We start from the raw sequence: 16059 nt of genomic DNA, 5'->3' as shown, positions 1-16059 counted from the left end.
TAGTTATCAAACACACACTATACTAACGCAGGAAATACACGGAGACTCCTGCGGGAGGGAATGGCATAGGTGAGACCCCACAGTGCGTAGCACGAGGAGGCTCAACAGCCACCCGCGGAAAGCGTAGTGTATTTCCGTAGAGGTGAAGAGCGTGGTATGTTACGTCGGATTTTATATCAACTGTGAATATTGAGAACAATAATACTTATGAAATGAGCCTAAAAAAACAGGCGACTGCTGTAAAACGCAAGTCGCCTGAAATATCAATTTAATAATTTTTTTAAATACTGTTCTTCTACAGTTGATAGCGGAACAAGTGGTAACCGCACACCACCAACTTTTTTACCTTTTATTTCTAATGCTGCCTTAATAGGTGTTGGGGATGGTGCCATGAATAATCCCTTCATAATAGGTAATAACTTACGATGAATGTTTGCTGCCTTTACAACATTTCCTTCATCAAAGGAGCGAACCATCTCTTGCATTTCGTTCCCTATAATGTGCGATGCTACTGAGACAATCCCTGATCCACCGATTGATTTTATCGGAAGCGTTAAGCTATCGTCACCACTGTAAACAGTAAAATCATCACTAGTTTGCTCAATTATTTGTGATATTGAGTCAAGATCACCACTTGATTCTTTAACTGAAACAATATTGCTTATTTTTGAAAGGGAAACAACAGTATCCAAAGCGATTTGTACAACGGTTCGGCCAGGAATGTTATATAGCATAATTGGTAGGTTTGTTTCATTTGCAATGGCTGAAAAATGCGCGTATAGACCCTCTTGACTTGGTTTGTTGTAATATGGTGTTACAAGTAGGATAGCATCCACACCTGATTCTTCTGCTTTCTTAGTTAATTCTATTGTTGCTTGGGTATTATTTGTCCCGGTACCTGCTATCACTGGGACACGTTTATCTACAACCTTAACAACATGTTTAAATAACTGTACTTTTTCTTCATCAGTTAGTGTAGGTGATTCACCGGTTGTTCCAGCAACAACCAACCCATCAGTTCCATTATCAAGGAGATAATTAATCAACTCAGTAGTTTTACTTAAATCTAATTGCATTTGATCATCGAATGGAGTGACCATTGCTGTAAGTACGTTTCCAAATTCCATGATACTCCTGTTCTCCTTTCGTCTTCGACTAATTCCAACCCCAGGTGACTATGATCACAAGAGTAGATTATCTTTCCCTTCTTTATTAGCAAATGGTCGTTGTTCCACTAATCCTGAACATTCAACTCAAATGTTTGATGAAGTGCATTTACTGCTGGGACAAGATCATCATGAGCAATAAGAACCCAAATTGTTGTATGGCTGTCGGCTGATTGGAGGATTTGTATCCCTGCATGGGTTAAAGTTTCAACAATCTTGGCTGTAACACCTGGAACACCAGTCATACCAGCACCAACCAATGAAACCTTAGCACAATTTCTAGTAATTTCTGGTTGGTAATTTAATTCGCTTAATAAACTTATTGCTTTTTCAGTAAAGACCTCTGGGATTGTGTATACCACACCCGTCGGGGAGATATTAATGAAATCAACTGAGATTCCTGCTTCAGCCATTACCTTAAAGACCTGTGAATGTAGTTGGTAAGGTTCACTATCGGTCGTAACTCTAATTTGTGTTATTTCTGACATATGTGCTATTCCTGTGATGAGTTTGTCAGGTATATCTTTCCCTTTAACAAAATCCTTAGAAGTAGTAACTAAAGTCCCCTCGTCTTTTGAACTAGTCGATCTTACTCGAATTGGAACTTTAGCCTGCATAGCAATTTCCACTGCTCTAGGATGAATAACCTTTGCTCCTTGATAGGCAAGGTTGCAAATTTCAGTATAAGTAACAACCTTTAGTGTTCTTGCTGATTGAACTACTCTTGGATCTGCAGTCATAATTCCGTCAACATCAGTAAAGATATCGATATATTCTGCATCTAATGCAGCACCTAATGCAGCAGCAGAAGTATCACTTCCACCTCTACCAATAGTTGTGACCTCACCAGTGTCAGATTTACCTTGGAAACCGGCAACAACAACTACATCATGAAGGTGCAGTTCTTCGATTAGGCGTTCAACATGCATCTCTTTTATCTTAGCTGAGGTATGGTCATTATTAGTTAGAAAACCTGCTTGGGAACCCGTCAACGCTATAGAAGATATATTGTTTTTCTTTAATTCATTAGAAAATACAACAGAGGATATTGTTTCCCCACACGATATCAATAAATCTTGTTCCCTTTTACTAATATTTGAACTAGGAAAATCAACTAAACCTAATAAAGAATCGGTCGCATAAGGGTCAGGATTCCTTCCCATTGCTGAAACTACAACCACTATTTTATACCCTTCATCAAGAGCAGAGCTTATATGATCTATTGCGTTTAGTCTTGACTCCCTATCGCGAACGGACGTACCTCCGAATTTTTGGACCAAAATTTTCATCTAGACACCTCTAAGTTAGACCAAGTTATTTTTAACTAATTTTTCTGCTATTTGGACCGAATTCCATGCGGCTCCCTTTAATAAGTTATCTGAGACAATCCACAGATGGAAACCTTTAGGGTTATCAAGGTCTTTTCTTACTCTTCCAACAAAAACATCACTCTTCCCAGCTGCACTTAAAGGAGTAGGATACTCTTGATTTGCTGGATTGTCTTCTAAAACAACTCCATCTGCTTCACTTAGAACCTTATGGAGATCAGCAACTTCAATGTTTTCTTTATCTAATTCAATGTATACACTTTCAGCATGAGACGTGATAAAAGGAAGCCTCACACAAGTTGCCGCTACACTTAGCTCAGGAGAATGAAAGATTTTCTTTGTTTCGTTAATCATTTTCATTTCTTCAAAGGTATAACCATTTTCTTGAAATACATCGATCTGTGGTAGTGCATTAAAGGCAATCGGCAAGTGCTTCTTTTCACCTTTGACAGGAAGTATTTCGGCTTTCATTTCTTCACCGTTAAGATATGATTTTGATTGATTTATTAATTCTTTTGTAGCGGAATAACCGGCACCTGAAACTGACTGATAAGTTGAGACAATAATGCGGGATAAACCAAAGTGTTTTTGAATTGGTTTCAATGCCGCTACCATTTGAATTGTCGAACAGTTAGGATTGGCAATAATCCCCTTATGAGTGGCTATATCTTCTTCATTTACTTCTGGAACAACTAATGGAACATTCTCATCCATTCGAAATGCACTAGTGTTATCTATTACAACTGCACCGCGAGCCACTGCTTCATGAGCTAAACTCTTAGAAACTGAACCTCCGGCAGAAAATAAAGCAATTTGGACTCCTTCAAAGCTTTCTGGCTTCGCTTCTTCAACAACAATATCTATCCCTTGAAAATTTATCTTTGTACCAGCCGAACGGCTTGATGATAGTAAAGATAAATTTTTAATTGGGAATTTTTTCTTATCTAATGTTTCAAGCATCTTTTGTCCAACTGCGCCTGTTGCTCCAACTACTGCTACATTGTAACCTTGGTTATTAATATTCATAGTAGATTTCCTCCTAATATTCCTTACTAGTGTACTTCATTTTGGTAATCAATATATATTTTAACATATTCTTATACTAGTAAGGTATAGAAAGCCATAATTACTTTCTTTCAATAATTACTGGTTGAATTTGTTTAAATTCAAGCGCCTTTTCAATTGTATCGGATATTAGAGTCATATCAGCTACCAAGGAATTTGGTTTTTTAATTGGATCATCTTGACCATAAGGTACAAAATACATTAGTTTTGTTGACATTAACCGCATTAAATTCACTCCATTTAAACCGAGCCCATCGTTCGTTGAAATTGCTAAGATAACTGGGTTACCATTACGTATGGTTGCTTTTGTTGCCATCAATACAGGACTGTCAGAGATTGCGTTTGCTAAGCGGCTCATAGAGTTTCCAGTAAGTGGAGCTAATACCATACAGTCTAATGGTTCTATTGGTCCTAGAGGTTCAGCATCGACAATGGTTTTAATTGGTTCTCTCCCGGTTATTTCTTTAATTCTTTCAACATGATCCTTTGCCTTACCAAACTTTGTATCAGTAGTTTGAACAGTATAAGACAGTACCGGAACAACCTCTGCTCCAGCGTCAACCAATTTTTGAATTTCCGGAAAAACTGCCTCATACGTACAATGTGAACCTGTTATCCCAAACCCTATTTTTTTGCCTTTTAATGACATATTAAAATCCTCCCCTAATGCTCTTCTAAAGCTCTTCTATTAAAATTTGTTCAATTACTATACCAAGAATTTCACCAGCAGTTTTCGGGGCAACAATTCCTGGCAACCCTAAAGAATGTAAAGCCTTTATTCCACGTTTTTTTGCAAAATCAAAGTCTATACCACCAGGTTTTGATGCTAGATCTATAATTAATGTATGGGACTGCATTGTTTTGATTTCTTCATCTTTTACTACTAATGCAGGAATGGTATTAATCAAAATGTCACAGTTTGAAGTATATGCAGCAAGCTCATTAATGTTAAAAGAATCTAGCCCCATTTCCATTGATCTAGCCATATCTTCTTTTTTTCTAGATCCGACAAACACCTCAGCACCTAGTCCAGCGAATTTACTAGCCACACTCATGCCAACTCTACCTAATCCCAATACAATTACCTTTGATGAATGAATGGTGAAATTAGTGTTTTGGATAGCTATCATAATTGTTCCTTCTACAGTTGGAATCGAATTATATATAGCTACATCGTTACGATCCATGAGTGGAAATAGTTTTAATCCGGCCTCACCAACACTGTTAGTTAAATAGTCATTGGTAATTCCACTAAATACTAAGCAATGACTCGGAAGCTTTTTAAACCATTCTTTAGTTAATTGTATTTTTTCAGCAGAAAATACTGTTTCAATTAAGCCTTCTTCACTTGTACCTGGTATAGGGAGAATGATTGCATCTAACGAATCAAGCTCTAACTCATCCATATTTAATTGTTTTACTCCTGAAAATCCTTCACTTAATTGATCAAAACCTACAAGCTTAATATCCGTATTCGGTGATTTAGTAAGATGCTTAATCATTTCTAAATATCTAGCATCACCGCCCAATACAGCGATATGTTTTGTCGTATCCATTTTTTCACCTCACCTGGCGTATTCACTATTCCTAGTTATATTATGAGAATCGTGTTAGTTAGTGATTAAATATATTCAGAAAGGGTGTTTTACCTATCTAAAGCATCAAAAAACTCTGCCACAATAGCGACAGAGTACAATTTTATCTATGCTTCAATAATGATCATATCTTCTCCAATTTTTTTAATATCAGTCCAATTAATTCTTATGTTTTCTCCCTCTCGTTTCATTCCGAACCAACTATAATTTGGAATAATAAAGGAATTAATCTGACCTGTTTTTTCATCTAATTCCAAATCTGTTTGACCTAAAACGCCCAATCGTGATCCAGTTTTCGCATTTACGATCTCTTTTCCACTTAAATCTTTATATCTCATCTTTTTCACTCCTTCTGGCTTTACTACTTGTTCCATCCTATGCAAAAAACAAAAAACCTATGAGTAAAACTCATAGGCTTATCCTTTGGAAGAAATTAATGCACTTGAAAATGAACCATCAAATAATTTTTGAATTACTTTGTTTGTTGAAGTACTACTAACAGCATCAATTTCCTGAATCATCTCATCCAGAGAACGATGTCTACCTAATATCAACTCGTTTTTACCATTTCTGCTCATTCGACTGTTTGTGCTTTCAAGACTTAACATCAAATTTCCTTTAAGCTGCTCTTTACTATTTTTCAATTCTTTATCTGTTAGTCCATTTCTAACTAAATCATCAATTGTGTTAGTAATTGTTTCTTTTAGTAATGGGAGATGGTGTTTACCAGTACCTGCATAGATCGTTAATAATCCATTATCTAAAAAGGAACTGTGATAAGAAAATACAGAATAAGCTAAACCTCGCTGTTCTCGTATTTCTTGAAATAAGCGTGAACTCATACTACCTCCTAGAACGTTATTCATAACTATAAGGCTATAGATGTCTTCATCTTCTACTGATAAACCGTTATATCCCATACATAAATGTGCTTGCTCTGTCTCTTTACTCCTTTCAATATGATCTGATATAAAAGTAGGCATATTGTAACCAGAGCTCATTTTACCTGTCTTAAATTGACCAAAATAACTTTCTACCTCTTTAATAAAAGATTCATTGACATTACCCGCAACCGAGATAACTATGTTCTCTGGTGTATAATTCATATCCATGTATTCTCGTAATTCGTCCGGTTTGAAAGATGCTAAAGTTTGTTCAGTACCTAGAATTGGGTATCCGAGTGGATGTTGACCATAGGAAGCTTTAGACAAAAGATCATGGACAATGTCGTCAGGGGTGTCTTCTGACATTCTAATTTCTTCGAGCACAACGTTTTTTTCCCTTTCCGTTTCCTCTTCATCGAAGGATGAATTAAAAAACATATCTGCTAAAATTTCAAGGGCATAATCCTTATGTGTGTCTAATACTTTAGCATAAAAGCAAGTGTATTCTTTAGACGTGAAAGCATTGACCTGCCCACCAATAGCGTCAAATGCCTCAGCAATATCTCTAGCTGAACGAGTTTCTGTTCCTTTGAAAAACATATGCTCCAAAAAATGTGAGATACCATTATTTTTTTCATTTTCATTCCTAGAGCCTGTTCTAATCCATATTCCGAGCGTTACCGATCTAACTGCTGGTATATCCTCTAAAACAATTCGGAGTCCATTTGGACAGACGTGTTTAGATAGCAAAATTAAGTCCTCCTATTTTATCAAAAACTTATCTTTTCTCACTTAATAGTCTTTCTATTGTTCCAATTTTATACTCATTTTGAATAATATTCAAAATTAATTCATCTAGTCCCTGTTCGATTACTTTAGTTGGGTGCATAAGAACCATTGCTCCTGGATGGATTTTAGACATAACCCGATTAATCATTACTGAGGTTGTAGGCTTTTGCCAATCAACTGTATCAACAGACCATAAGACTGTTTCCATTTCAAGTTCCGCAGCAGTTTTAACGACCTCATCAGTAAAACTTCCACTTGGAGGGGCAAACCACTTCGGAGTATCTCCCGTAATCGCCTTTAAAATTTCATTAGTTTTTACAATTTGTTCTTCATTCTCTTTCTTAGTTAAGTGTTTCATGTCAGGATGATTAAAAGCATGGTTACCAATTAAATGACCTTCTTCTTTAATCATCTTTACTAATTGTGTATTATTTCTTGCCCATTTTCCCTCAATAAAAAAGTTTGCTTTTACCTTATGTTTTTTAAGAGTATTCAAGATACTCGGAATGTTTTCAGTTCCCCAAGCAACATTTATTAATAAAGTAACCATTCTTTTGTCTGGGTGTCCTCTATATATTGGTGAGGCAGGTAAATCGTCAAGTTTTATATCTGGTTCTACTTGTTCAAACACTAATAATGATTTGTTAAATTCACCAACATCTTTCATATTTTCAAGTGATTTTTCAATATTAACTTTAATGCCATTTCTACCTGGAGTTTTTTTCCACACCTTATCTATTTTAGCATTCTGAGGAGGCTCTTCATATTCTTTACTTCTCTCCTCAATTTCTTTCACTAATTCACTTTTATTGATGGAAACTTGTTTAGCTTGGTTTGAAAAATCATCTAACATGATTAGGTCATATGAACTAAAGTTGTGTTGGTATGATAAGGCAACAATAATTAAAAAGGTTAAAAAGTGTATAACTATACGTTTCAATTGAATCCCTCCTCGTTAAAATTTATGACGATTGAGGACAAGGTAGAACGAATCACGTTAAAATCCTTTTTAAGTATTACCTTTTCTCACTGTTTAGATGAAATGCAACTTTACTTTTACTACCGTGGAGATGAATAAAAGAATAAAATACATAATAAAAAAAGAAACTGGCATGCCAGCTCCTTATTTGTTAAGAATTAGATTTCTCATTTTTCTTTTCTTCCAATATTACTGCTTTCCTTGATAGGTTGACTCTACCCTGGTTATCGACTTCCTTAACCTTAACCATAATTTTATCACCTACTGATACAACATCTTCAACTTTTGCGATTCTTTCCTCGGCTAATTCAGAGATATGCACAAGACCTTCTTTGCCTTTATAAAGCTCAACAAAAGCGCCAAATTTCTCAACACGCTTAACCGTACCCAGATACATTTCTCCAGATTGAACCTCGCGTACTAAATCTTCGATAATTTTTTGCGCTTTAAGGTTCATCTCATTATCAATAGAAGAAATATAAACATTTCCATCTTGCTCAATGTCAATTTTCACACCAGTTTCTTCAATGATCTTATTGATTTGTTTTCCACTTGGTCCAATAACAGCACGAATCTTATCTGGCTTAATCTTCATTGTTAAAATTTTAGGTGCATACTGAGACAATTCTTCTTTTGGTTTGTTAATTGTTTCAAGCATGTGATCTAGTATGTGTAAACGACCTTTTTTCGCTTGCATCAATGCCTCTTCTAATATTTCACGAGACAAACCTTCAATTTTGATATCCATCTGTAATGCAGTTACACCATTAGCTGTTCCAGCGACTTTGAAGTCCATGTCACCTAAATGGTCTTCCATACCTTGAATGTCACTTAAAATAGAGTAATCATCACCAGATTTAATAAGTCCCATAGCAATACCAGCAACCGGTGCTTTTATAGGAACACCCGCATCCATCATCGCCAATGTACTTGCACAAATACTTGCTTGTGATGTAGAACCATTTGATTCTAATACTTCAGAAACAAGACGAATAGTGTATGGGAAGTCTGTTTCAGAAGGCATTACTTTCTCAAGAGCTCGTTCACCTAGTGCACCGTGACCAATTTCACGACGACCTGGTCCTCTTATAGGACCTGTTTCACCAACACTAAATAAAGGGAAGTTATAATGGTGCATGAAACGTTTAGATTCTTCTAAACCTATACCGTCTAAGATTTGAACATCTCCTAGTGCACCTAACGTACAAATACTTAACGCTTGAGTTTGGCCACGAGTAAAAAGTCCTGAACCATGCGTTCTAGGTAGAACTCCAATACGAGAAGTTAATGACCGAATTTCGTCAATTTTACGACCATCTGGCCTAACTTTTTCTTTGGTAATTAAACGACGAACTTCATCTTTAACCATTTTGTCCAATATGCCTTTGACGTGTTTAATTGTCTCGTCATCAGCTTCTTTTTCCTCATACTCTTCGATTAGCTCTTTTTTCACTTTTTCAATCGCTTCTTCACGGGCATGCTTTTCAAAAATTTGAATTGCACTTACTAGCGGATTCTTTACTTTATCTTCCACTTCAATTGTAAGTTCTTTATCTAGCTCAAACAAATTGATTTCCATTTTTTCTTTTGAAACTTCTGCAATAATTTGTTCTTGGAAAGCAACTAAACGCTTGATTTCCTCATGACCAAACATAATTGCTTCTAGCATAACTTCTTCTGGTACTTCCTCAGCACCAGCTTCAACCATGTTAATTGCATCCTTTGTACCCGCAACAACAAGATCGATATCACTTTTCTCACGTTGTTCTGTAGAAGGATTAATAACAAACTCACCATCAACTCTTCCGACTATAACACCTGCAATCGGTCCACCAAACGGTATATCAGAAATACATAAAGAGATGGAAGACCCAATCATTGCTGCTATATCTGATGGACAGTTTTGGTCTAAGCTCATCACGATACTTATTACTTGAACATCGTTACGATAGCCATCTGGGAACAAGGGACGAATTGGACGATCAATTAATCGTGAGGTAAGAACTGCAGTTTCACTCGGACGACCTTCTCTTTTAATGAATCCTCCGGGAATTTTACCAACTGCATATAATCTTTCTTCGTAATTAACTGTTAGTGGAAAGAACGGCAAATCCTTTGGTTGCTTAGAACCGGTTGCTGTTGATAATACAGAAGTATCACCGTACTGTATCATACACGCACCATTGGCCTGTTTTGCTAATTCTCCTATTTCAACTGAAAAGGGTTGTCCTGAAATTTCGGTGGAGAATACTTTTTTGTCTTCTGCCATATTTTGTTAGTACTCCTCTCAATAATAGTATATTTTAGTGGTTGTTCGCAAAAACAGGTAATTTTTTATATAGTTAAAAATATACTTTATTATCCGTTTTTTTAAACGCACCTAGTAAAATTACTTTATGTAAGTGTTTTTTTACATACAGAAAAAGCGGGAATTCTCCCGCTTTTAAAAGTACACTTAACGACGTAAACCAAGTTTTTGAATTAAATCGCGATAACGTGTTACGTCTTTGTTACGTAGGTAGTTTAACAAGTTACGACGTTTACCTACCATTTTTAATAGACCACGACGTGAGTGGTGATCTTTTTTGTGAACACGTAAGTGCTCATTTAAAGTAGTGATTTCCTCAGTAAGAACAGCGATTTGAACCTCTGGTGATCCAGTATCGCTATCATGAGTTTTATACTCACCAATAATTTCGTTTTTACGTTCTTGTGTGATTGCCATTCTGTTTACCTCCTATTAATTTCTAGAACCCCAATCCCCTAGCAACCGTCGGAGTTTCGCGTTGCCAAGCGATGGTTTACGTCTTTTAGATTACATCTTTTTAACGTAAAATGCAAGTCTTTGTACTAAATCGTTTCCAGATAAGCACGAATCTTAACCTCATCCATTTGAATCTGACTAACTAACTCTTCAATACCATTGAATTTTTGCTCACCACGAATATATAGCTTCCACTCTACTATTAATTCTTCCCCATATAAATTTTTATTATAATCAAATATATGAACTTCTATCGAAGGTTTACTAGTTTTTTTATTAAATGTTGGTTTATATCCAACATTCGCCATTCCTTTTAACCTAATGCCTTCATATTTTATCGTTACAGCGTAAACTCCTATCTTCGGAAGTAAAAACTCTTCAGTGAGTTTTAAATTCGCTGTTGGATAGCCAATCGTTCTTCCACGTTTATCACCATCTACTACTAACCCGCGAATATAAAGTGGCCTTACCAAAAGTTGGTTTGCTTGTTCAACTTTACCTTCCTTTAAATATTCTCTAATTAGTGTTGAGCTTACTTTTTCATTACCATCTTCTATTTTGTCTATAACGGTAAAATCAAATTCACCTTTTGAATGTTCTGAAATTGTTTCAGTAGACCCTTTTCCTTTATGCCCATAGCTAAAATCGAATCCTGCAACGATATGCTTTACATTCAAACCGATGATAAAGTGATCAACGAAATCTTCAGGAGCGACTTTAGATAATTCTTGGTTAAAAGTAACGATATATAGTATTTCTACTCCCATTTCACTTAACAATTTTTCTTTTTCTTTCAAAGGAGTTATATAATTGACATGTTTTGATTCTCTATCTAAGGCTACCGATGGATGGGGGTAAAAGGTAATTACTGCACTCTTTCTCTTTTGCTCTTTTGCTTTGTTAATAGCAGTTTCAATTAATTTTTGATGTCCCTTATGTATTCCATCAAAAAAACCAATAGCGGCTACTGTTTCAGTTTGTTCTGTTTGTTTAAGTTGATGTGGATATGTTAATTCAACTACTTTCAATTTCTTTCACCTACTTCAAAATTGTTTCAAATACTCTAACAGGTTTTATAAGATGTTGTTCAGTTGGATGGAGTTGATATATAGCTAAAAGTTTCTCATCTAATTGTACTCGAAATGGGTCGGTTTCTGGTAAGTTTTTAGGGATAGGTAATTTTTGACCATAAATTATATTAGTAGCAAGAGTAGGAGTAACATAATAAACATCAAGGTGCTTAACGCCTCGTTGAATAGGTGCTAGTAGTTTTTCTGCAGTTCCCTCTGCCACAGCATTTTCAATTTGTTCAAAGCTATAACTATCTTCCATGTTAAAACTTCCTGTTTCAGTACGTGTTAGCTTAGACATGTGAGCTGGATAGCCAAAAATCTTACCTATATCAACACACAAGGTTCTTATGTACGTTCCCTTTGAACATTCTACTTGAAAAGTAAAACTTTGCGTAGAATTATCATGTTTTTTTATTTCTGTTAATGGTTCTATATTATGAATAGTTACCACTCGACTAGGGCGCTCTACTATTTTACCTTCTCTAGCGTATTCATACAACTTTTTACCGTTTATCTTTACAGCAGAATACATGGGCGGGACCTGTTTTATATCCCCGATAAACTGTTTAAGAACCGATAAAATAGTAGCTGAATCTATAGTTTCTAGAACTTCCTTTTTTTCAATTACTTCTCCATAACTATCTTCGGTTTCTGTTGAAATTCCTAAGGTCACTTCTGCGATATATGTTTTTTTAGTATCAGTTAAAAATGGAACAATTTTAGTTGCTTGTCCAATACAAATGGGAAGGACACCTTCCACTTCTGGATCAAGCGTACCTGTATGACCAACTTTTTTTGTCTTAAGCAATCTTCTTATTTTGACAACACAGTCGTGTGACGTTAGCCCTCTTGGCTTCCACAACGGAAGAATCCCATTCATCTTTTACCCTCCAACGAATATATTACTTGCCAATTATTATTAACCTAATACAAAGATAAAACCCTTGTTATACGAATACAAGGGTTTTATCAAGTAAAAAGGGACAACTTTTTAATCAGTTGAATTATTTAAATCCCTTAAAATATGTTCAATTCTGTTACCTTTTTCAATTGCTTCATCAAATTCAAAGAAAATTTCTGGGGTTTTTCTTAATCGGATTCTTTTTCCGATTTCAGAACGAATAAACCCTTTCGCTTTTGAAAGACCCACAAGAGTATCTTGTTTTTGTTTATCTTCACCAAGGACTGAGATAAAAACTTTTGCCTGTTGAAGATCACCCGTTACCTCAACATCGGTAACAGTAACAAAACCGACTCTTGGATCTTTAATCTTCTTCCCCAGAATATCCCCTAATTCTTTCTTCATTTGTTCTCCTACCCGATTAGCACGTAATTCACTCATTAACGACCACCTCTTCTACAATTGAGGGAATGTGTTAAGGTATATAACCTTATAATTTATAGCCATTCAGTATTAGTTAAAGTCCGTTCAATCTCCGGAAAGGAATCAATCATTGCAAATGCTTGATTAATCACCCTTTCGGCTTGAACCTTATTACTAGAAATGGTAACTAATCCAAGCTTTGTTCGTTGCCAAAGATCTTGATATTCCATTTCACTAATAGCTATATTATATTCATTTTGTATTCTTGTTATTATTTTTTTTATCACAGATCTTTTTTGCTTCAATGATTGTGTTTCATAAATAAAACACTCTACTTCAGCGAGCAAAATCATGTACGTTTAATTTCTTCCATAACGTAAGCTTCAAATACGTCGCCTTCTTTAATATCATTGAAGTTTTCAACTGTAATACCACATTCATAATTCTTAGCTACTTCTTTCACGTCATCTTTAAAACGCTTGAGGGTATCAATTTCACCTTCATATACGACAATGCCGTCTCTTATTACACGTACACTAGCGGAACGAGTTATTTTTCCGTCAGTTACATAGCTACCAGCAATTGTACCTATTCGAGAAATATTAATTATTTCACGAACTTCTGCCTGACCAATTATTTTTTCCTCAAATTCTGGATCAAGCATTCCCTTCATTGCCAATTCAATTTCTTCAATTACTTTATAGATGATGCGATGCAATCTAACATCAACATTTTCAGAATCCGCTGTCTTCTTAGCATTTACATCAGGCCTAACATTAAACCCAATTACTATAGCATTAGACGCAGATGCCAGAATTATATCTGATTCAGTAATCGCACCTACACCTTTATGAATAATTCGAACTTTAATACCTTCCACTTCAATCTTTTCAAGAGAAGCTGCTAATGCTTCAGCAGAACCTTGAACATCTGCTTTTAGTATTAAATTAATATCTTTTATTTCACCTTGTTTGATTTGCTCAAATAAGTCATCAAGGCTAACTCTTACTCTATCGCCACGCTTGTGTTCAATCTGTTTTTGTTGACGTGCTTCACCTACTTGACGGGCTTTTTTCTCATTATCAAAAACAGTAAATTGATCTCCTGCCTGTGGAACTTCATTTAAACCAGTAATTTCTACTGGAGTTGATGGTCCAGCTACTTTCACACGGCGTCCAAGGTCATTAACCATTGCACGTACTCGACCAAAAGTATTACCAACTACTATTGGGTCTCCAACATGAAGTGTACCATTTTGAACCAACAACGTAGCAACGGAGCCCCGTCCTTTATCTAGTTCGGCTTCAATTACAGTTCCACTTGCATTTCTGTTTGGATTGGCTTTTAGTTCTTCCACTTCAGATACTAGTAAAATCATATCAACTAAGTCATCAATACCTTCACGTTTTATGGCAGACAACTGAACAAAAATTGTGTCTCCGCCCCAGTCTTCAGGAACTAGTCCATATTCAGTCAGTTCCTGCATGACACGGTCAGGATTGGCGCCTTCTTTATCCATTTTATTTACAGCAATAATAATTGGAACCTCAGCTGCTTTTGCATGGTTAATCGCCTCAACAGTCTGTGGCATTACACCATCATCTGCTGCAACTACAAGAATAGCTATATCCGTAACCTGTGCACCACGAGATCGCATACTAGTGAAAGCAGCGTGCCCTGGAGTATCAAGAAATGTTATTTTCTTTCCGTTTTCTTCAATTTGGTATGCACCAATATGCTGGGTAATTCCACCTGCTTCACCCTCAGTTACCTTCGTATCACGAATAGAATCTAGTAGGGTGGTTTTACCATGGTCTACGTGCCCCATTATAGTTACGACTGCCGGACGCTCAACAAGGTCTTTCTCCTCGTCTTCAGCGATAAAGTTATCTAAATCGTTCTCATCGACCTCAATTTCTTTTTCAACTTCCACTTCATACTCTTCGCATATTAGTTGAATCGATTCTTCATTAAGATCTTGGTTCTTTGTTGCCATCACACCTAAAGCCATAAGTTTCATAATAATTTCGGTAGTATCTTTATTTAATTTTTCTGCCAATTCACCTACCGTAAGTGATCCAATGTACGTAATTTTTGAAGGTGTTTCAGCCTTTTTGGGTTGCGTGTTTTCAGTTGGTTGTTGATTATTTTGATTGTTTTTATTTTTCATATTTTTTTTATTTCCCTTACCTTTATAATTGTTAGCATTCTTATCAGAATTATTCTTACCCTTAGGTTGGGAATTTTTCTTCTGTTCATTCGTTTGTTTTTCATTAGTAGTGGTAGTTTTTTGACTTTTATCCTGTTTGGGATTGTCTTTTTTCTTAGAGTCACTACCTTTAAAAATGGTTTCCAATTTCCCTTTTGTTTCATCAGAAATTGTTGACATATGATTCGATACTTCAATATTTAATTCCTTTAATTTATCAATAATAACCTTACTTGATAAATTCTTTTCTTTTGCATATTCATAAACGCGTGTTTTACTCAATACGTTCACCCCCGAATAGATTTATCGAGTAACGATGTGATTTTAGTAGCAAAACCTGAGTCCAATATAGCAATAGCAACTCTTCCAGATTTACCGATAGCATGAGAAATCGTATCTCGATCATCAACTATTATTAATGGAATTTGATAATAACTACACTTATCAGTTATTGTCTTCCTGGTATTTTGGCCGGTATCACTTGCTAATAGAACAAGTTTTGCTTTCTGTTTCTGAATATCGCGAATGATGGACTCCTCACCCAAGGTGCATTTTTGTGCACGATACGCAAGTCCTAACAAATTCAGATAATCTCTACTCAATTTTATTACCTTCTATAATCATTTTTAGTTGTTCATATACCGACTCATCAATTGATACACTTAAATGACGTTCTAAAATTTTATTCTTTTTTGCTGATTCAACTGCATCGATACTTTTAGAAACATAAGCTCCACGCCCATTTTTTTTACCAGTTTCATCAACAAAAACTTCACCTTCTTTATTCTTCACAACTCTAATTAGTTCTTTTTTTTCTTTCATTTCCTGCGTGACAACACATTTTCTAAGAGGAACCTTTTTATTGGTTCGTACCATTTTTGAT

At 35.6% G+C, this 16059-nt stretch carries 17 protein-coding genes; all 17 read right to left on the bottom strand.

Features of this window, described 5'->3' with window-relative positions; genetic code table 11:
* Positions 1–263: 263 nt before the first annotated feature.
* The 17 genes from dapA to rnpM all read right to left on the bottom strand — a co-directional run bounded on the left by dapA (position 264) and on the right by rnpM (position 16052).
* A complete protein-coding gene (dapA, locus tag GH741_RS06440; protein ID WP_338079273.1) occupies positions 264–1130 on the bottom strand; it encodes a 4-hydroxy-tetrahydrodipicolinate synthase in 867 nt (288 codons plus the stop codon).
* 104 nt (positions 1131–1234) lie between these two features.
* A complete protein-coding gene (gene dapG, locus GH741_RS06435) occupies positions 1235–2455 on the bottom strand; it encodes an aspartate kinase (RefSeq protein ID WP_153735959.1) in 1221 nt (406 codons plus the stop codon).
* Between the two features lie 15 nt (positions 2456–2470).
* Positions 2471–3520, bottom strand: a complete 1050-nt coding sequence (asd, locus tag GH741_RS06430; protein ID WP_153735958.1) for an aspartate-semialdehyde dehydrogenase — start codon at positions 3518–3520, stop codon at positions 2471–2473.
* 100 nt (positions 3521–3620) lie between these two features.
* Positions 3621–4208: a dipicolinate synthase subunit B gene (locus GH741_RS06425; RefSeq protein ID WP_153735957.1), complete on the bottom strand. Its 588-nt coding sequence runs from the start codon at positions 4206–4208 to the stop codon at positions 3621–3623.
* Positions 4209–4233: 25 nt separating this feature from the next.
* Positions 4234–5115, bottom strand: coding sequence for a dipicolinic acid synthetase subunit A (dpaA, locus tag GH741_RS06420; RefSeq protein ID WP_153735956.1), 882 nt, complete (start codon positions 5113–5115; stop codon positions 4234–4236).
* A 146-nt stretch (positions 5116–5261) separates the two neighbouring features.
* Positions 5262–5492 (bottom strand): YlmC/YmxH family sporulation protein, encoded by a 231-nt coding sequence (locus GH741_RS06415; protein WP_153735955.1) that lies wholly within the window; start codon positions 5490–5492, stop codon positions 5262–5264.
* Between the two features lie 78 nt (positions 5493–5570).
* Positions 5571–6788: a M16 family metallopeptidase gene (locus tag GH741_RS06410; protein WP_153735954.1), complete on the bottom strand. Its 1218-nt coding sequence runs from the start codon at positions 6786–6788 to the stop codon at positions 5571–5573.
* 28 nt (positions 6789–6816) lie between these two features.
* A complete protein-coding gene (locus GH741_RS06405) occupies positions 6817–7767 on the bottom strand; it encodes a polysaccharide deacetylase family protein (protein WP_240795426.1) in 951 nt (316 codons plus the stop codon).
* 190 nt (positions 7768–7957) lie between these two features.
* Entirely contained in the window at positions 7958–10075 is a 2118-nt protein-coding gene (gene pnp / locus GH741_RS06400; protein WP_153735953.1) for a polyribonucleotide nucleotidyltransferase, read from the bottom strand.
* A gap of 186 nt (positions 10076–10261) precedes the next feature.
* Positions 10262–10531 (bottom strand): 30S ribosomal protein S15, encoded by a 270-nt coding sequence (gene rpsO, locus GH741_RS06395; protein ID WP_153735952.1) that lies wholly within the window; start codon positions 10529–10531, stop codon positions 10262–10264.
* A gap of 125 nt (positions 10532–10656) precedes the next feature.
* Complete coding sequence (locus tag GH741_RS06390; protein ID WP_153735951.1) at positions 10657–11598, bottom strand: bifunctional riboflavin kinase/FAD synthetase; 942 nt, start codon at positions 11596–11598, stop codon at positions 10657–10659.
* A gap of 10 nt (positions 11599–11608) precedes the next feature.
* Positions 11609–12523, bottom strand: a complete 915-nt coding sequence (truB, locus tag GH741_RS06385; protein WP_153735950.1) for a tRNA pseudouridine(55) synthase TruB — start codon at positions 12521–12523, stop codon at positions 11609–11611.
* 111 nt (positions 12524–12634) lie between these two features.
* Positions 12635–12985, bottom strand: coding sequence for a 30S ribosome-binding factor RbfA (rbfA, locus tag GH741_RS06380; RefSeq protein WP_153735949.1), 351 nt, complete (start codon positions 12983–12985; stop codon positions 12635–12637).
* A 56-nt stretch (positions 12986–13041) separates the two neighbouring features.
* Positions 13042–13320 (bottom strand): DUF503 domain-containing protein, encoded by a 279-nt coding sequence (locus GH741_RS06375; protein WP_153735948.1) that lies wholly within the window; start codon positions 13318–13320, stop codon positions 13042–13044.
* Positions 13317–15458, bottom strand: coding sequence for a translation initiation factor IF-2 (gene infB / locus GH741_RS06370; protein ID WP_153735947.1), 2142 nt, complete (start codon positions 15456–15458; stop codon positions 13317–13319). Before infB ends, GH741_RS06375 begins: the two co-directional genes overlap by 4 nt.
* Before the next feature lie 5 nt (positions 15459–15463).
* Positions 15464–15778, bottom strand: a complete 315-nt coding sequence (locus tag GH741_RS06365) for a YlxQ family RNA-binding protein (RefSeq protein WP_153735946.1) — start codon at positions 15776–15778, stop codon at positions 15464–15466.
* Complete coding sequence (gene rnpM / locus GH741_RS06360; RefSeq protein ID WP_153735945.1) at positions 15771–16052, bottom strand: RNase P modulator RnpM; 282 nt, start codon at positions 16050–16052, stop codon at positions 15771–15773. Before rnpM ends, GH741_RS06365 begins: the two co-directional genes overlap by 8 nt.
* Positions 16053–16059 lie beyond the last annotated feature (7 nt).

Source organism: Aquibacillus halophilus (genome assembly GCF_009649745.1).
GTDB classification, from domain to species: Bacteria; Bacillota; Bacilli; order Bacillales; family Amphibacillaceae; genus Aquibacillus; species Aquibacillus halophilus.
Note: the sequence above shows the minus strand (reverse complement) of the source record. Positions and strands in the feature narration are given on the sequence as shown.